Origin of the sequence: Bacillus sp. RHFS10, assembly GCF_016757475.1 — a bacterium.
GTDB lineage: Bacteria > Bacillota > Bacilli > Bacillales > Bacillaceae > Bacillus > Bacillus subtilis_G.
Map to the genome: position 1 here is coordinate 517,074 of NZ_JAESPO010000002.1, position 16,521 is coordinate 533,594.

General features: G+C 44.9%; 17 protein-coding genes. 5 read left to right on the plus strand and 12 right to left on the minus strand.

Translation table 11 applies throughout. The annotated features are described in order from the left end of the window. Window positions 1-208: 208 nt before the first annotated feature. The gene (gene ggt, locus JMN17_RS09335) at window positions 209-1,786 is read left to right on the plus strand and encodes a gamma-glutamyltransferase (RefSeq protein ID WP_202327936.1); all 1,578 of its coding nucleotides are present in this window, start codon (window positions 209-211) and stop codon (window positions 1,784-1,786) included. A gap of 4 nt (window positions 1,787-1,790) precedes the next feature. Here ggt and JMN17_RS09340 read toward each other — a convergent pair whose 3' ends face one another. The 3 genes from JMN17_RS09340 to cotG form a co-directional block, all read right to left on the minus strand. Further along, entirely contained in the window at window positions 1,791-2,135 is a 345-nt protein-coding gene (locus tag JMN17_RS09340) for a DUF4181 domain-containing protein (RefSeq protein WP_087991751.1), read from the minus strand. Window positions 2,136-2,289: 154 nt separating this feature from the next. Beyond that, complete coding sequence (locus JMN17_RS09345) at window positions 2,290-2,907, minus strand: flavin reductase family protein (RefSeq protein WP_087991750.1); 618 nt, start codon at window positions 2,905-2,907, stop codon at window positions 2,290-2,292. Between the two features lie 172 nt (window positions 2,908-3,079). Further along, complete coding sequence (gene cotG / locus JMN17_RS09350; RefSeq protein ID WP_202327937.1) at window positions 3,080-3,763, minus strand: spore coat protein CotG; 684 nt, start codon at window positions 3,761-3,763, stop codon at window positions 3,080-3,082. Between the two features lie 142 nt (window positions 3,764-3,905). Between cotG and cotH the strand changes: the two genes are divergently transcribed. After that, window positions 3,906-4,997: a spore coat protein CotH gene (gene cotH, locus JMN17_RS09355; protein WP_087991748.1), complete on the plus strand. Its 1,092-nt coding sequence runs from the start codon at window positions 3,906-3,908 to the stop codon at window positions 4,995-4,997. Between the two features lie 39 nt (window positions 4,998-5,036). On the opposite strand, the gene alsR is transcribed toward cotH, so the two are convergent. Next, window positions 5,037-5,924 (minus strand): acetoin biosynthesis transcriptional regulator AlsR, encoded by an 888-nt coding sequence (gene alsR / locus JMN17_RS09360; RefSeq protein ID WP_087991747.1) that lies wholly within the window; start codon window positions 5,922-5,924, stop codon window positions 5,037-5,039. Between the two features lie 158 nt (window positions 5,925-6,082). Between alsR and alsS the strand changes: the two genes are divergently transcribed. From alsS to JMN17_RS09375, 3 genes are all read left to right on the plus strand, one after another. Beyond that, window positions 6,083-7,795, plus strand: a complete 1,713-nt coding sequence (alsS, locus tag JMN17_RS09365; protein WP_087991746.1) for an acetolactate synthase AlsS — start codon at window positions 6,083-6,085, stop codon at window positions 7,793-7,795. Between the two features lie 59 nt (window positions 7,796-7,854). Then, window positions 7,855-8,622, plus strand: coding sequence for an acetolactate decarboxylase (gene budA / locus JMN17_RS09370; protein ID WP_202327938.1), 768 nt, complete (start codon window positions 7,855-7,857; stop codon window positions 8,620-8,622). A gap of 98 nt (window positions 8,623-8,720) precedes the next feature. Then, complete coding sequence (locus tag JMN17_RS09375; protein WP_148962585.1) at window positions 8,721-9,248, plus strand: NAD(P)H-dependent oxidoreductase; 528 nt, start codon at window positions 8,721-8,723, stop codon at window positions 9,246-9,248. 40 nt (window positions 9,249-9,288) lie between these two features. On the opposite strand, the gene JMN17_RS09380 is transcribed toward JMN17_RS09375, so the two are convergent. The 8 genes from JMN17_RS09380 to JMN17_RS09415 form a co-directional block, all read right to left on the minus strand. After that, window positions 9,289-9,588 (minus strand): DUF3892 domain-containing protein, encoded by a 300-nt coding sequence (locus JMN17_RS09380; RefSeq protein ID WP_202327939.1) that lies wholly within the window; start codon window positions 9,586-9,588, stop codon window positions 9,289-9,291. Between the two features lie 166 nt (window positions 9,589-9,754). After that, window positions 9,755-10,291, minus strand: a complete 537-nt coding sequence (locus JMN17_RS09385; RefSeq protein ID WP_202327940.1) for an SH3 domain-containing protein — start codon at window positions 10,289-10,291, stop codon at window positions 9,755-9,757. Window positions 10,292-10,399: 108 nt separating this feature from the next. Beyond that, window positions 10,400-11,317 (minus strand): ribose ABC transporter substrate-binding protein RbsB, encoded by a 918-nt coding sequence (gene rbsB, locus JMN17_RS09390; protein ID WP_087991741.1) that lies wholly within the window; start codon window positions 11,315-11,317, stop codon window positions 10,400-10,402. Between the two features lie 13 nt (window positions 11,318-11,330). Then, entirely contained in the window at window positions 11,331-12,299 is a 969-nt protein-coding gene (rbsC, locus tag JMN17_RS09395; protein ID WP_087991740.1) for a ribose ABC transporter permease RbsC, read from the minus strand. 1 nt (window position 12,300) lies between these two features. Further along, window positions 12,301-13,782 (minus strand): ribose ABC transporter ATP-binding protein RbsA, encoded by a 1,482-nt coding sequence (rbsA, locus tag JMN17_RS09400; RefSeq protein WP_202327941.1) that lies wholly within the window; start codon window positions 13,780-13,782, stop codon window positions 12,301-12,303. A 15-nt stretch (window positions 13,783-13,797) separates the two neighbouring features. Next, the gene (rbsD, locus tag JMN17_RS09405) at window positions 13,798-14,193 is read right to left on the minus strand and encodes a D-ribose pyranase (RefSeq protein ID WP_087991738.1); all 396 of its coding nucleotides are present in this window, start codon (window positions 14,191-14,193) and stop codon (window positions 13,798-13,800) included. Next, complete coding sequence (gene rbsK, locus JMN17_RS09410; protein ID WP_087991737.1) at window positions 14,190-15,068, minus strand: ribokinase; 879 nt, start codon at window positions 15,066-15,068, stop codon at window positions 14,190-14,192. Before rbsK ends, rbsD begins: the two co-directional genes overlap by 4 nt. Then, window positions 15,061-16,050, minus strand: a complete 990-nt coding sequence (locus JMN17_RS09415; protein WP_202327942.1) for a LacI family DNA-binding transcriptional regulator — start codon at window positions 16,048-16,050, stop codon at window positions 15,061-15,063. Before JMN17_RS09415 ends, rbsK begins: the two co-directional genes overlap by 8 nt. Window positions 16,051-16,521: the final 471 nt, after the last annotated feature.

The following is a 16,521-nucleotide window of genomic DNA, read 5'->3' on the forward strand; positions in this document are numbered from 1 at the left end:
CCACCTGCTTTCGTTGCCTTTTAGACTTCATTTTATCATAAAAGTTACGTTTCGAAAGAAAATTTTTATATTTGTTTTCAAAATGAATAAAATAATGTTTTGTTGTTTTCGATAGGGAGAAAGTTCGTCAGTTTTTCTGCCGCATCAGTAGATGTGGAAAATCAGGCTCCATATACTAAAGAAAATCTCTTGAAAAAGGGGACTTGTGATGAACAAATCTGTCATCGGTACAAAGCAAATGGTCGTCAGCCCGCATTATCTTGCTTCTCAAGCTGGAAATCGCATACTGGACAAGGGAGGTAACGCGTTTGATGCCGCTGTGGCTGTAAGTGCTTGTCTGGCAGTTGTGTATCCGCATATGACAGGGCTTGGCGGGGATTCCTTTTGGCTGACCTTTCACCAGGAAACAAAGGCGGTAAGAGTCTACAATGGCAGCGGCCGTTCAGGGAAAAATGTGACGAGAGATGTTTATAAGGGAAAAAGCACGATTCCGCTGCGGGGGATCGAAAGCGCCATTACCGTTCCGGGGATGGTTGATAGCTGGGATGCGGTACTGAAGGAGTACGGACATATGTCTCTTGCGGATGTGCTGGAACCCGCACGAGACTATGCCCAAAATGGGTTTCCAGTATCAGCTGATCAGTGCCGTCACACAGAAACAAATCTTGAACTGCTGGCCTCCGCGCCTTACACGGCCGACATCTTCACAAGAAGCGGCAAAGCGCCTGTCCCGGGAGAGCGGTTTGTGCAAAAAGAACTTGCAGACAGTTTGAACATGCTTGCCGAAAAAGGAAGAAGCGCATTTTATGAAGGAGATATCGCTCAACGAATTGTCTCGTATTTACAGCAAAACGGCAGCTGCATGACACTTGATGATTTTAAAGCGCACCGGGGCGAGTGGACGGAGCCTGTATCAAGTGATTACCGAGGGTACAGCATGTACCAGGCGCCGCCGAATTCTCAGGGATTTACCGGTTTATTGACGCTGAACATTTTGGAAAACTATGATTTCCACAAAATTGAGCACGGCACTTTTGAGTATTATCATGTGTTAGTGGAGGCGCTGAAAAAGAGTTTCCTAGATCGAAATGCCGTCTTGACTGATCCGGCGTTTGCTGACATTCCAATTGAAAAGCTTTTGGACAAAAAGTATGCAAAACAATTGGCGGAAGAAATCGGTTATCTGGCAGAACCGGCAGAAAGCAGGCCAGTGGGAAGTGACACTGCATATGCGGCCGTCTTCGATGCGGATGGCAATGCAGTGTCATTCATTCAAAGCCTGTACTTTGAATTTGGCTCGGCTGTCACTGCTGGTGATACAGGCATATTACTGCAAAATCGCGGGTCATTTTTCTCATTGGATCAAGATCATGTCAATACGCTTGAACCGAGAAAGCGCAGCTTCCATACCCTGATGCCGGCTATGGCCTGCAAAGGCGGGAAACCGAAAATCCTGTACGGCACACAAGGCGGAGAAGGCCAGCCGCAAACCCAGACGGCCATGATAACCCGAATGCTGGACTACGGAATGCATCCGCAGCAGGCAATAAGCGAACCGCGCTGGGTATGGGGCAGAACGTGGGGAGAGGAATATGAAGGTCTCAGAGTCGAGGGCAGATTCTCAGAGGAAACCATCGAAAAGCTGAAAGACAGCGGGCATCTCGTGGAGGTTGTCGGTGACTATGATCCGCTGATGGGGCATGCGGCAGCAATCAAAGTGGATGAGGAAGGCTTCCTCCAAGGCGGAGCCGACCCGCGGGGGGATGGGGCGGCTGTGGGGGTTTGAGGTATTAGATGAAAATACAAATATAAATAAAAATGACTAGAGAAAGGAAAGTACTAAATAAGTAGTGTACGTATTGTTTATTTTCACGCTCATATTTCCATTCCATAAATGTACGGAAACCATTTATCACGAATAGATAGAAAATAAGCATAATCTCTGGAGGAAAGCGTAATAAAGAAAACCCTAATAAAATGAGCAAGACGACTTCCACCAGCCCTTGTGTGCTATTTACAGGTTTATACCACCAAGGCGGTTTAGAGATGCCTAGTTTTTTTCGGGCATAGACATAAAAAACAGTATTGATAAAAGCTGCGACCAGTATCACAATCAAAAAATGAGTGCCTGACATATAAATCCCTCCTAATCAACCTTTTATACGAAGAGAAAGGAAAAATGTTCCATAAAAGAACACCCGGTTTTCTCCGGGTGTTCTTTTCATAGGCAACTCTTTGTGATCACGAGGTCTTTTTGACTAGTTTCTTCTATTTAAATAGTCCTTTTGTTCAACTGGGACGAACCAGCGTAAATTCTTCGCCGAGCTTCGCATAGTGGTTGCCCGCCAATCTTGAGGCAGGCTTTAATTCATCTGTTAAAACATATCCTTTTTCTGCATCATACACCTTTTCATCGAGGTGGAAGCAGATGACTCTGCCAATGAGCAGATCAGCTGTGGTCACGCCTTGATCATTGTCGAACGTCATATGCTGCTCTAATGTGCATTCAAAGCGAATGCGGGCTTCCTTAATGCCTGGAACCGAAACAGATTTGCTTTCGACAGGATGAAGCGAGGTGCGGGTGAGTTCGCTTTCGTCCGGCCCTAAGCTTGCCGCCGTTTCATTGATGTCTTCAATGATGGCTTCATCACTGACATGTACGACAAATTCTCCGTTCTCCACCGCGTTTCGGGCTGTATCTTTTTGGCGTCCTCCCGCTCGGTTAACAGAAATACTGAGAAGCGGAGGATCTGAGCTGACAACGTTATAAAAACTAAAAGGCGCGGCATTTATCGCTCCGCTTGAAGAAAGTGTGGTTACAAAGGCGATGGGGCGGGGGATGACGGTACCTGACAATAGCTTGTATGTGTCTTTGGCACTAAGTTGATCAGCTTGAAATATGTACATAGCAACAACTTCCTTTATCGTTAGGATACTTTGATTATAACGAAATGGTTTCAAAGAAACCAAATGATGAGGGTTGCATATCTTATGTCATGACATATATCTAATACAGGGGAAATCGAAAAATAGGCTCCGTACGTCTGCCGGCAGCCTATGGATTGATGAAATTTTAAATTTATTTGTATTTCTTTTTGACTACCCAGCAATTGCCGTCTTTCCAGAATTCTTTTTTGCTGTGATAATCATCGTCTTTTTTGTGGCGATGGTGGTGGTGCGGTTTTTTGTAGTGCTTTTTGTGAGATTTTTTCTTATCGGAACAATATGGTTTTTTGTGTGTCCGATGTGACTTTTTGTAGCTGCGAGATTTTCTTTTGTGAGAACAGTATGACTTTTTGTAGCTGCGAGATTTTCTTTTGTGAGAACAGTATGACTTTTTGTAGCTGCGAGATTTTCTTTTGTGAGAACAGTATGACTTTTTGTAGCTGCGTGATCTCTTGTGAGAGCAGTACGATTTTTTATGGCTGCGTGATCTCTTGTGAGAACAATACGATTTTTTGTGGCTGCGAGATTTCTTGTGAGAGCAGTACGATTTTTTGTGGCTGCGTGATCTCTTATGAGAGCAATACGATTTTTTGTGGCTGCGAGATTTCTTGTGAGAGCAATACGATTTTTTGTGGCTGCGAGATTTCTTGTGAGAACAATACGATTTTTTGTGGCTGCGAGATTTTTTGTGAGAGCGGCACGACTTTTTATGGCTGCGCTTTTTTCCATGAGGCTCTTGGTATAAATAGTCTTTTAAACCTTCTTTTTTTGCGGATTTCACCGCTTCTTTGATGTCAGAATGGGAATAGTGGCCCAATTCGAAATCCTCCTTTTTAAAAATGATGTTAAGGATGAAGATCCTTACTACCCACATAATACGCACGGGTTTAAAAAGTGTATAAGTGTTCCGCTGAGATCTCACAAAAATAAAAGCCTAAAATTTGTAAGGGGGATTATGGATGAAGAACCAATCTCATTTACCGCTTTATCAGCTGTTTGTTCATCCAAAAGATTTGCGTGAATTAAAAAAAGATATATGGGACGATGAACCGGTGCCGGCTGTCATGAAAGTCAATCAAAAAAGGCTGGATATTGACATTGCTTACCGGGGATCACATATCAGAGACTTCAAAAAGAAGTCATACCATGTTTCTTTTTATCAGCCGAAAACATTCCGCGGTGCACGAGAGATTCATTTGAATGCGGAGTATAAAGATCCTTCCATGATGAGAAACAAATTGTCTCTGGATTTTTTCTCAGAGCTTGGGACGCTGTCACCAAAGGCAGAGTTTGTGTTTTTAAAAGTGAATGGGAAAAATGAAGGGGTTTATCTTGAACTTGAATCCGTCGATGAGTTTTATTTAGCGAAAAGGAAGCTGGCGGACGGGGCGGTTTTTTACGCGGTTGATGATGACGCTAATTTCTCGTTGATGAGCGATTTGGAAAGGGAAACGAAGACGTCACTTGAACATGGGTATGAAAAGAAGACAGGGACTGAGGAAGACGACTTTTATTTGCAGGATATGATCTTTAAAATTAATACTGTCCCTAAAGCTCAATTTAAATCAGAAGTGACAAGGCATGTGGATATCGATAAGTATTTGCGCTGGCTCGCCGGCATTGTATTCACCTCAAACTATGACGGGTTTGTCCACAACTACTCGTTGTACAGAAACAGTGAAACCGGATTATTTGAGGTGATTCCTTGGGATTATGATGCGACCTGGGGCAGGGATATCCATGGAGAGCGGATGGCTGCCGATTACGTAAGAATTCAAGGATTTAATACACTAACCGCCCGGATTTTGGATGAACCCGATTTTCGCAGGTCCTACAAGCACTTGTTAGAAAAAACGCTCCACTCTCTTTTTACAATAGAGTATATGAAACCGAAAATAATGGAGATGTATGAACAGATTAGGCCGTTTGTCCTGATGGACCCATATAAAAAGAACGATATTGAACGTTTTGACCGAGAGCCAAATGTGATATGTGAATATATTATAAAACGAGCTGATTACCTCAAAAGTGAGCTTGATTTTTTATCCTGACGATAAACGGGCGGATTCCGGAGAACGGAGCGCCTTTTTTTATTTCCGTTTATTTAACGATTTGCATATATCCACAAATTGTCCCAGTACAGGGTTTTGACTGTCTTTGCGATATGCGATGATCCATTCTGCTTTAAGCTGAAAATGATCAACGCTTCGATATGTGACGTCAAGGTTAAACAGCCGTCTGGCCGAGGATGGGACAATGGTAATGCCGATGCCCGCTGTCACCAGTCCGATCACCATTTGATATTCTGTCGCTTCCTGAACGATATTCGGCACAAAACCCGCGTTTTCACAGAGCTGAATAAAGTCGGTATATAACGTTGGCCACGCTTCTTTGGAAAGGGTGATGATCGGTTCGTTTTCCAAGTCTGTAATGTCGATTGATTCTTTTAATGCAAGCGGATGCTGTTTTGGCAATGCGAGGATGCATGGACTGCTTTGGGTTGTCTCAATTTGCAGCTCCGGATGCTCTAACGGCGGATGGAGAATCCCGATGTCGATATGTCCCTTGAGCAATTCCTCCTGCTGCCTGTAAGAAGCGATCTCTTTCAGTTCAATTTTCACAGAGGGGAATTTTTTACGGTATTCCCGGATGATCGGCGGCAAAAATTCATATGTAGCTGATCCGACAAAACCAATGACGAGATGGCCGTGCTCGCCGCGAGCCGTTCGCTGGGCCAGTTCAATCGCTTGATCAATTTGCATCAATGCAGTACGGCAGTGATTTAAAAATATTTCTCCTGCTGCGGTAAGCTCCACAAATCTTTTTGTCCTCTTGAGAAGCGTCACCCCGACTTCTTTTTCCAGCTGTTTGATCTGCTGGCTGAGAGGAGGCTGTGTCATGTTCAGCCGAAGCGCAGCTTTTCCGAAATGAAGCTCTTCGGCTACTGCGATAAAGTATTGAAGATGGCGAAGCTCCATTCATATGCATTCCTTTCCTTAGGTTAATAATTCGCAATACATATTAATCATAAGGCGAATCGATATTGGAGGTCAATTTCCAAAGAGTGTATAGTGAAACGTATCACAAGAAATATTTAAAATTTAATGTTTAAAATGCATAATAAGGAGTGAGGGTGTTGACAAAAGCAACAAAAGAACAAAAATCCCTTGTGAAAAACAGAGGGGCGGAGCTTGTTGTTGATTGCTTAGCGGAGCAAGGTGTCACACATGTATTTGGCATTCCAGGTGCAAAAATTGATGCGGTATTTGACGCTTTACAAGATAAAGGGCCAGAAATTATCGTTGCGCGGCACGAACAAAATGCAGCATTTATGGCGCAAGCAGTCGGCCGTTTAACTGGAAAACCGGGAGTTGTGTTAGTCACATCAGGACCAGGCGCTTCTAACTTGGCAACAGGACTGCTGACAGCCAACACTGAAGGTGACCCTGTCGTTGCGCTTGCTGGGAACGTGATCCGTGCCGATCGTTTAAAACGGACACATCAATCTTTGGATAATGCGGCGTTGTTTCAGCCGATTACAAAATACAGTGTAGAAGTTCAAGATGTGAAAAATATACCGGAAGCTGTTACAAATGCATTTAGGATAGCGTCAGCAGGTCAGGCTGGAGCCGCTTTTGTGAGCTTTCCGCAAGATGTTGTGAATGAAGTCACAAACACAAAAAGCGTGCGTGCTGTCGCAGCGCCAAAACTTGGTCCTGCAGCAGATGATGCAATCAGTGCGGCCATTGCAAAAATACAAACAGCGAAACTTCCTGTCGTTTTAGTCGGCATGAAGGGCGGAAGACCGGAAGCGATTAAAGCAGTCCGCAAGCTTTTGAAAAAAGTTCAGCTTCCATTCGTCGAAACATATCAAGCAGCCGGGACTCTTACAAGAGACTTAGAGGATCAGTATTTTGGCCGTATCGGTTTGTTCCACAACCAGCCTGGCGATTTACTGATTGAACAGGCTGATGTTGTTCTGACAATCGGTTATGACCCAATTGAATACGATCCGAAATTCTGGAATGTCAATGGTGACCGGACGATTATCCATTTAGATGAAATACTGGCTGACATTGATCATGCTTACCAGCCGGAGCTTGAATTGATCGGAGATATTCCATCTACAATCAATCACATCGAACACGATGCTGTGAAAGTGGAGTTTGCTGAACGTGAGCAGAAAATCCTGTCTGATTTAAAACAATATATGCATGAGGGTGAGCAGGTTCCTGCAGATTGGAAATCAGACAGAGTGCATCCTCTTGAAATCGTAAAAGAATTGCGAAACGCAGTCGATGATCATGTGACAGTGACTTGCGATATTGGTTCACACGCGATTTGGATGTCACGTTATTTCCGCAGCTACGAGCCGTTAACATTAATGATCAGTAACGGTATGCAAACACTCGGCGTTGCACTTCCTTGGGCAATCGGCGCCTCATTGGTGAAACCGGGAGAAAAAGTGGTATCCGTCTCTGGTGACGGCGGTTTCTTATTCTCAGCGATGGAATTAGAGACAGCAGTTCGTTTAAAAGCGCCAATTGTACACATTGTATGGAACGACAGCACATATGACATGGTTGCATTCCAGCAATTGAAAAAATATAACCGTACATCTGCGGTCGATTTCGGAAATATCGATATCGTGAAATATGCGGAAAGCTTCGGAGCAACCGGCTTGCGCGTAGAATCACCAGACCAGCTGGCAGATGTTCTGCGTCAAGGTATGAACGCAGAGGGTCCTGTCATCATTGATGTCCCGGTTGACTACAGTGATAACATTAATTTAGCAAGTGACAAGCTTCCGAAAGAATTCGGGGAACTCTTGAAAATGAAAGCTCTCTAGCACTCTGCGCATCACGACACTGTTTGATACAGCACTAAACAAAAGGAGTGAAGGGAATTATGAAACGCGAAAGCAACATACAAGTGCTCAGCCGCGGCCAAAAAGAGCAGCCTGTGAGCCAGATTTATCAAGTATCAACAATGACTTCTCTATTAGACGGGGTATATGACGGGGATTTTGAACTGTCAGAGATCCCAAAATACGGAGACTTCGGTATCGGAACCTTTAACAAGCTTGACGGAGAGCTGATTGGGTTTGACGGCGAATTTTACCGTCTCCGTTCAGACGGAACTGCGACACCGGTCCAAAACGGGGACCGTTCTCCGTTCTGTTCATTTACGTTCTTTACACCGGACATAACGCACAAAATTGATGCGAAAATGACACGTGAAGAATTTGAAAAAGAGATCAACAGCATTCTGCCAAGCAAAAACTTATTTTATGCGATCCGCATTGACGGATTGTTTAAAAAAGTGCAGACAAGAACGGTAGAATTGCAAGAAAAACCTTACGTGCCGATGGTTGAAGCGGTCAAAACACAGCCGATTTTCAACTTCGACAATGTAAGAGGAACAATCGTAGGTTTCCTGACACCAGCTTATGCAAATGGAATCGCCGTTTCTGGCTATCACCTGCACTTCATTGACGAAGGACGAAATTCAGGCGGACACGTTTTTGACTATGTGCTTGAGGATTGCACGGTTACGATTTCACAAAAAATGAACATGAACCTGAGACTTCCGAATACAGCGGATTTCTTTAATGCGAATCTGGATAACCCTGATTTTGCTAAAGATATTGAAACAACTGAAGGAAGCCCGGAATAACAGAAAAAAGAAAGCCTCTTTGTACAGGGCTTTCTTTTTATTTGGCTCTTTTCCTGATTTTAGATAAAATAACGTCAAAACGGTAAAGGTGTGGTCTAATGAAAATATTGGTTTTGGCAGTTCATCCTCATATGGAAACCTCGGTTGTTAATAAGGCATGGGCAGAGGAATTGAGTAAACATGACAATATCACAGTACGGGAGCTTTATAAGGAATACCCGGATGAAGCGATAGATGTTGCGAAGGAGCAGCAGATGTGCGAGGAATACGATCGGATTGTCTTCCAATTTCCGCTTTATTGGTACAGCTCTCCGCCGCTCTTAAAAAAATGGCAGGATCTTGTGCTGACTTTCGGCTGGGCCTTTGGTTCAGAAGGAAAAGCCCTGCATGGCAAAGAGCTGATGCTAGCTGTATCAACGGGGAGCGAAGCGGAAAAATATCAAGCGGGCGGAGCAAATCATTACTCAATCAGTGAGCTATTGAAACCGTTTCAGGCCACAAGCAATCTAATCGGCATGAAATATCTGCCGCCATATGTGTTCTATGGCGTGAAATATGCAAACGGAGAGGATATTTCCCTCAGTGCAAAACGGTTAGCCGAATACATCCAGCAGCCTTTTGCTTAAAAGAAAGCCCTGTCCAGCGTGCGACAGGGCTCTTTTAAAATTAAAAATCCGGCAGCTCGGACAGGTTGTTTTCTCTTATACCGTCCGGTTCACTTCGCAATATGTCTCGTCCGTATTTATGGAAAACATCAACATGAGCGAGTTTTTTTCCCGCTTTTGCTTCTGACAGTGCAGAGGGATAGTCGAGCTCTCTTCCTGTGTTCGTTTTTACTGCGATTATATTGTCTTCCTCATTTCTTCTGACTGCAATAATTTCTTCTTTTCCAGATGGAACAGCTTGCTGCTCCGCGGTTGTTTGCCGGTCTTTATACGTTTCATATGCTGCTTTAAATTGATCCATACTTACACCTCCATCTTTTAGCGTGAACAAAAATACCGGTGATCATGTATGATTTCGATACGGCATACGACAATATTTCCTGAGAAATATCTTGGGAATGTGACAAATCTATCCTTGATCTGCGAAGAAAAAAGGGATTCCGCATGAAAAACGGAATCCCTTTCAGTTATTTTGTCATGTGTAAATCCTTTGTTTTCATATAGCCTGTCGCACCGCCGTAATCAACGAATACCCAATTAAAATCAAAACCGCCTTTTTTCGTTTTACTCCACCCTAAAAAAGAAACGCTTGTGTCTGCCGGAAGAGTCTTGATGCTTTTTCCTTCAGCGGATGTATATACTTTCGTTTTTGTTTCCGTTTTTACTGTTGTAGCTGCTTTTACAATGTAATGAGTGGAAACAAAGCCTGTTTTGCCGTTTTTATAATGAACCTTTGCCCAGTCAGCGTTTGCGAAGGAAATCAGCTTTAAGCTGTCGCCCAAGTGCAGTATGGCTGCTTTATGGCTTGATGCGGAAGGCTTCGTTCTGACATTTAGAGCCTCTGTTGACACCAAATAAGAATCAATCGGATAGCTGTATAAATCATCAATGCTTACAGTTGTTTCTGGCTGTTGTGCATGGATCGTGCTTGCGCTCCCTGCAGAAGCCGCAGTCATTCCAGCTGCAAGTGCGAGAGTTGATAATACTTTTGTCGTTTTGTTCATTTCGTTCCTCTCCTCACGTAGAGAAATAATTCATTCTATTTCGCTATTCACGTTTTCACAGATTCCTAAACATGAAAAAGGACCAGATAAAGATCTGGTCCGCGGCAATTATTTTTGTGTTTCAAGTTTGAGAGGCGCGGATATCATTTTTTCCACCTTTTTTCCGTGTAAAATATCATCTGCCGCTTCTGTAGCCAGTTTACCGATCAAGTCAGGCTGCTGAGCGACAGTGGCTGAGAGCTTTCCATCTTTAATCGAAGCGAGTGCATCTTTATTGCCGTCAAAACCGATCACTACAATATCTTTTCCCGAGCTGTTAATTGCCTCGAGAGCCCCGAGCGCCATTTCATCATTGTGAGCAAAAACAGCTTGGATTTCCGGATGTCCCTGCAGCAGGTTTTCCATGACAGTCAGGCCTTTGGTGCGGTCAAAGTCAGCTGATTGTTTTGTGACAATGTCGAGCTTTTGATCTGCAATGTTATGAAATCCTGAACCGCGTTCCCGCGTGGCAGAAGCGCCGGGCACGCCTTCAAGTTCTGCCACCTTTGCACCTTTTCCAAGCTTGTCGGCGATAAATTCCGCGGCCATTTCACCGCCTTTTACATTATCGGAAGCAACGAGGGTTTCTACTTTTCCTTGTTCCGCGGAACGATCGATTGTTACGACGGGTACATCGACTGAATTTGCATATTCTACTGCCGTTGAGATCGCCGAAGAATCAGTCGGATTGATTAACAATGCATCGACACCTTGCTGAATTAAATCTTCCACATCACTCGTCTGTTTCGATGAATCATTTTGTGCATCGACAATGATGATTTTCATTTCCCGTTTTTCAGCTTCTTTTTCGATGCCCTTTTTTAATGAGACAAAAAAGGGATTATTAAGCGTTGAGACGGATAAACCGATGGTGAATTCCTTTTTGTTCCCCGAGTTTGCCGGCTTTGCCCAATGGGGAGGTTCAAGCGAACAGGCAGTTAATAAAAACAATGATAACGTTAAAATGACGGATACAGCCTTTTTCATATAAAAAACCCTCCTATGCTGACTTCTTGCGGTCTAATAATACCGCAATTAAGATGACAATCCCTTTGACAACCAGCTGATAAAACGATGAGACACCAAGCAGGTTGAGCCCGTTATTCAGTGTGCCGATAATCAGCACTCCGATGAATGTGCCGATAATGCGCCCGCGGCCGCCGGAGAGGCTGGTCCCGCCTAAGACGACCGCCGCGATTGCATCCAGTTCATACGATTCTCCGGCAGTCGGCTGTGCTGAATGCAGACGGGAGGTCAATATGGCGCCGGCAAGGGCGGATAAAAGCCCGGCTAATGAATAGATCAGTACTTTCACGCGTGTTACTTTAATGCCCGAAATGAGCGCGGCTTTTTCATTGCCTCCAATTGCGTACGTTCGGCGTCCGAACGGTGTTTTATGAAGAAGAACCCAAAGGATGACAAAGGCGAGAACCATTGTAATGGCCGGTACAGGGATGCCTAAAAAATAACCGCGTCCGAACAGCTGAAAAGCGTAGTTTGTGCCAAGTCCGGTTATCGGGTTTCCGTCTGTATACACAAGCGTCAGCCCGCGAAACACAGTCATGGTCGCAAGCGTGGCGATAAAGGGCGCCATTTTTCCTTTTGTGATCAATAGTCCGTTGATCATGCCGAGTACGGCACCAATGATACAGCCGAGAATGATCGCAAGAACCGGATCGACACCGGATACAATCATCCCTGCGACTAAAGCGCTGGACAGGGCAAGAATAGCGCCGACAGAAAGATCAATGCCGCCTGTTAAAATCACAAAAGTCATGCCGAACGCGATTAATCCGTTAATGGCGACCTGGCGAAGCAGGTTTAAAATATTCAGCGGTTCAAGAAAGCTGGGATTTAAAATAGATACAATGATAACGAGAATAAATAAACCGAGAAACGGGCCGAGTTTTTGCATGACTCCGTCGAAGTGAATCCGTTTTTGTTCTGTTTGCAGCTGTTCCATTTTCATATTACCGCCCTCCCGTGGCAAGTGTCATAATTCGTTCTTGTGTTGCTTCCTGCGCGTCGATTTCTCCGCTTATTCTGCCTTCATGGACAACGATAACGCGATCGCTCATCCCGAGAATTTCCGGCAGCTCTGATGACACCATAATGATGGCGACGCCGCGCTCAGTCAGCTCATTCATCAGCGAATAAATCTCCCGTTTCGCGCCAACATCCACACCTCTGGTCGGCTCATCCAAGATGAGCACTTTCGGTCCGATCCCGATCCACTTGGCAATCACAACTTTTTGCTGGTTGCCTCCTGATAAATGACGTGCGTGCGTTTCCGGTGATGCCGTTTTGATGGTCAGGCGTTTGATTAAAAGATCGACAAATTCAGCTTCCCGCTTGTGATCAATGAGGCCTTTAGGAGAAAAACTGGACAGATTGGGCAGGGCGATATTCTCGCGAATTGAAGTGTCGAGCAGCAGCCCTTCATCTTTGCGGTTCTCTGTAATAAAGCCGAGCCCTTTTTTCACCGCATCCTGCGGGTTCTTAATGACCGTCTTTTTTCCAGCGATCCATATCTCACCCGAGTCCAGCCTGTCAACGCCGAATAGCGCTCTCATGATTTCTGTCCGGCCGGCCCCCATCAATCCGGAAATACCGACGATCTCACCGGAACGAACATAAAAGCTGACATCTTCAAAACGTCCTTTTACGGAGGCGTTTTTCACCTCGAATATATTGTCACCGAGTGAAGGAGCCCGTTTTGGATATCGTTCAGTCAGCTCGCGTCCAACCATTTTTTTGACGACTTCATCAAAATCGGTTTCAGAGATGTTTGTTGTATCTACCGTTTTTCCGTCACGCATGATGGTGATTCTGTCGCAAATCGCAAAGATTTCTTCCATGCGATGTGAAATGTATACGATGGATACGCCGTTCTTTTTTAACGCTGTAATGACCTCAAAGAGTTTGCTGATTTCCCGTTCCGTCAAAGCAGCGGTAGGCTCATCCATAATGATCACCTCGGCATTTGTCATGAGCGCTTTTGCGATTTCGACCATTTGCTGCTGTCCGACGGAACACTCGCCAGCTTCTTGATCAAGAGAAAGAGAGACAGACAGTTTGTCAAATTGCTCTTTTGCTAGCGCTTTCATTTTTCTTGTTTGTAAAACGCCCAGCTTGGAGGCTATCTCTTTCCCGATAAATAAATTCTCAAGAACGGTCATTTCCGGCCAGATATTCAATTCCTGATGGATAAAGGCTATTCCATGCTGTTCCGCTTCTTTCGGATTGGAAAAATACATTTCGTTTCCGTTTATGCGGATTTGCCCTTGATCCGATCTATGCAGGCCTGTCAGAATGTTCATAAGCGTGGACTTGCCGGCGCCGTTCTCTCCCATTAATGCGTGAACCTCGCCAGGCACGAGCTGAAAGGAAACGCCTGACAGTACTTGGTTTTTTCCGAATGCTTTATGAATGTCTTTCATTTCAATCTGCATGTTCCATCCTCCTTTCTAGAAAAGCACACCCGCCTGCAGGATGCAGTTGGCATATGGTGTGAATTCGCCTGTTCTTATAATGGCTTTTGCTTCTTTTGTCAGCTGCTTAAATTCCTCGTGAGAAAGGTATTCAATCTCCTGTTCAGAAAAAAGGTTCTCTAGAAATCTGGCATTCTCCTGATTAGCAGTTTTTATTTCAGATGCAGCAATGACTTTTTCGACCGCCATTTCTTCTGCGAGCACCGTCGCGGTATCTTGAAAAGCCGGAAGACCCGGCTTCAGTGAAAGATCAATTTTCAAAACGCCGTCAGGAACAGGCAGCCCCGCATCTGCAATGACAATTTTATCAGTGTGGCCAAGGTCGGCTAAAAGCTTGGCAAGATGGCTGTTCAGTATTCCGTGTTTTTTCATGACAACAGCTCCTCTACTTCTTTTCTTGTCGGCATTCCGCCTTGGGCACCGAAGGAACAGACAGAAAGGGAAGCGGCGCGATTGGCAAACCGCAATGCGGCTTCAATGTCTTTTCCCTCTGCCAGAGCCACGGCGAAGGCTGCGTTAAACGTATCACCGGCTCCGGTTGTATCAACGGGCTCAACGGGGAAGGAAGGGATAAGCCGTTCTTTACTTCCGGCTGAATAACGGACGCCCTGTTTTCCTTCCGTAATAAAGAGCTTTGCCGGATACAGCGCCAAGGCTTCAGAAACGGTAAGCCCGGGGAATAATATTGACGCCTCGTGTTCATTTGGCGTGAGATAGGTGGCGTGGTCAATTGTTTCCTGTCTCAGCGGTCGGGACGGTGCGGGATTGAGCATAATCGGGATATCGAGAGAATGGCAGTATCTGCACACCTCATCAACTGTTTCCTCGGGGATTTCCTGCTGAATCAGGACCATATCAGCTTCAATTTGTTCAAGGGCGTCTATCGCATACGATGGAGTGATATCATCATTCGCACCTTTGACGACAACAATGCTGTTATCACCTTCGGCAAGCACTATGTGGGCGGTTCCGCTATCTTTGTGTGTAACCGGTTCCATATAGTCGGTGCGAACGCCGTTTGCTTTTAAATTATCCAAAATGGCTGTGCCATAATGATCATCTCCGACCTTACCGACCATAAACACGTGAGCCCCAAGTCTGGCAGCAGCAACGGCCTGATTGGCTCCTTTACCGCCCGGCACAGTCTGAAACGACGTGCCAAGTACTGTTTCACCGGCTTTTGGGCGTTTGTCCGAGGTGACCACTAAATCCATAGAACAGCTACCAATTACACAAATATTACGCATCGTGATCTTCCTTTCTTGTCGTCTTTCTTCTTATATAGGTGACGGACATTTGAATTGCCGTTTCTGTCAGGGGCTGTTTTTTGATGATACGCAAAAGCAGTTTGGCCGCTTCTTTTCCCATATCATATGCGGGCTGTTTAATTGTAGACAGGGGCGGGAACAGCAGCTCGCTTTGCGGAATGTCATCATAGCCGATAATTTGAATATCCTCCGGCACCTTTCTTCCGCGCCGCAAAGCTTCATGTAAAACCGCAGCGGCTTGAATATCATTACTCGCTATCACACCGTCTGTCTCTGGATAAGCGGCAAACAGCTCCTTCGCCATCGATTGCGCATCCTTGAAAGAAAATGAAGCCGTCTCGATGACCTGAAAATCAACTGCAGCCTGATTTAAGATCTCTAAAGCGCCGTGAAAGCGATCTTGAGCGGTCGGCAGGTGAGCGGGGCCTCTCAAGAGCGTAATGCGCTGGCTTTTTCCGTGAATGATGGCTTCGGCCGCTAATTTTCCCCCAGTGCGGCCGTCACTGGACACAGAAGGAGCGCCTTCAGGTGTTCTGTCCAGAAAAACGACTGGGTGATTCATGCCGTTGTATTCCTCAAGGTCCGGGTAATTCGTTGCGGCAATAATGCCTGCGACATGATTTTGCTTAAAGGTTTGAAGGTACTCAAGTTCTTTTTTCAATTCCTCGTCACTGTTACCGAAAATAAGGCGATAGCCTTCCCCGTTCAATTCATCCTCAGCACCGCGGGCAAGCTGGGGGAAGAAAGGGTTTGTGATATCCGGGAGCAAAAGCCCGATCAGCCGGGATTCTCTTTTGTAAAGAGATCGGGCGACTTCATTTGGGTAATAGTTCAGCCGCTCCATCGCCGCTATGACACGCGTTCGCGTTTCTTCGTGTACATAGCCGCTGTCATTTAGGACGCGGGAAACCGTTGCAACAGAAACGCCCGCCGCTCCGGCAACATCTTTAATTGTAGCCAAAACAGCTCCTCCTTGTTTGTGTAACCGTTTACATAGATAGATTATCATGAGCCGTCCGAGGTTGGCAATAAAAATATCAAAAGAAATCTATTGTAAATTGTATATATAATTGTGAAATTTAAGGTTTTCACTCTTTTTTTGACAAAGTCTTCACAAATCTGGATGAAGTTTTCTTGAACAAATATTAAGTTTTATTAAAAATGTTTCAAAGTCATGCGTTTAGACCTGTAAATGAGAAGAAAGAGAATAGACTATCCGCCCAGAAAATGTTTAATAATGTTAGAGAATTCAGACCCGTATATTTAACATTTTCATTGATGACCCCAATAGTCTTTTTGGAATAGGCCTCATATTGCCTCTTCCATGCAGAAAGGATGACATGATGGCCTTATCCTTAAGAAATAGAATAAAACCATTTTGTGTTCATAAGAACCGGAAATACGCATGATAACAGGAAAAGCTTGATATCAC

Coding starts and splice junctions, on each gene's coding strand:
- cotH (WP_087991748.1), top strand. CDS start 3,906: ATGAAGAACCAATCTCATTTACCGCTTTATCAGCTGTTTGTTCATCCA.
- JMN17_RS09345 (WP_087991750.1), bottom strand. CDS start 2,907: ATGTACATATTTCAAGCTGATCAACTTAGTGCCAAAGACACATACAAG.
- JMN17_RS09375 (WP_148962585.1), top strand. CDS start 8,721: ATGAAAATATTGGTTTTGGCAGTTCATCCTCATATGGAAACCTCGGTT.
- ggt (WP_202327936.1), top strand. CDS start 209: ATGAACAAATCTGTCATCGGTACAAAGCAAATGGTCGTCAGCCCGCAT.
- rbsD (WP_087991738.1), bottom strand. CDS start 14,193: ATGAAAAAACACGGAATACTGAACAGCCATCTTGCCAAGCTTTTAGCC.
- budA (WP_202327938.1), top strand. CDS start 7,855: ATGAAACGCGAAAGCAACATACAAGTGCTCAGCCGCGGCCAAAAAGAG.
- rbsB (WP_087991741.1), bottom strand. CDS start 11,317: ATGAAAAAGGCTGTATCCGTCATTTTAACGTTATCATTGTTTTTATTA.
- JMN17_RS09380 (WP_202327939.1), bottom strand. CDS start 9,588: ATGGATCAATTTAAAGCAGCATATGAAACGTATAAAGACCGGCAAACA.
- JMN17_RS09385 (WP_202327940.1), bottom strand. CDS start 10,291: ATGAACAAAACGACAAAAGTATTATCAACTCTCGCACTTGCAGCTGGA.
- JMN17_RS09340 (WP_087991751.1), bottom strand. CDS start 2,135: ATGTCAGGCACTCATTTTTTGATTGTGATACTGGTCGCAGCTTTTATC.
- rbsK (WP_087991737.1), bottom strand. CDS start 15,068: ATGCGTAATATTTGTGTAATTGGTAGCTGTTCTATGGATTTAGTGGTC.
- rbsA (WP_202327941.1), bottom strand. CDS start 13,782: ATGCAGATTGAAATGAAAGACATTCATAAAGCATTCGGAAAAAACCAA.
- alsR (WP_087991747.1), bottom strand. CDS start 5,924: ATGGAGCTTCGCCATCTTCAATACTTTATCGCAGTAGCCGAAGAGCTT.
- rbsC (WP_087991740.1), bottom strand. CDS start 12,299: ATGAAAATGGAACAGCTGCAAACAGAACAAAAACGGATTCACTTCGAC.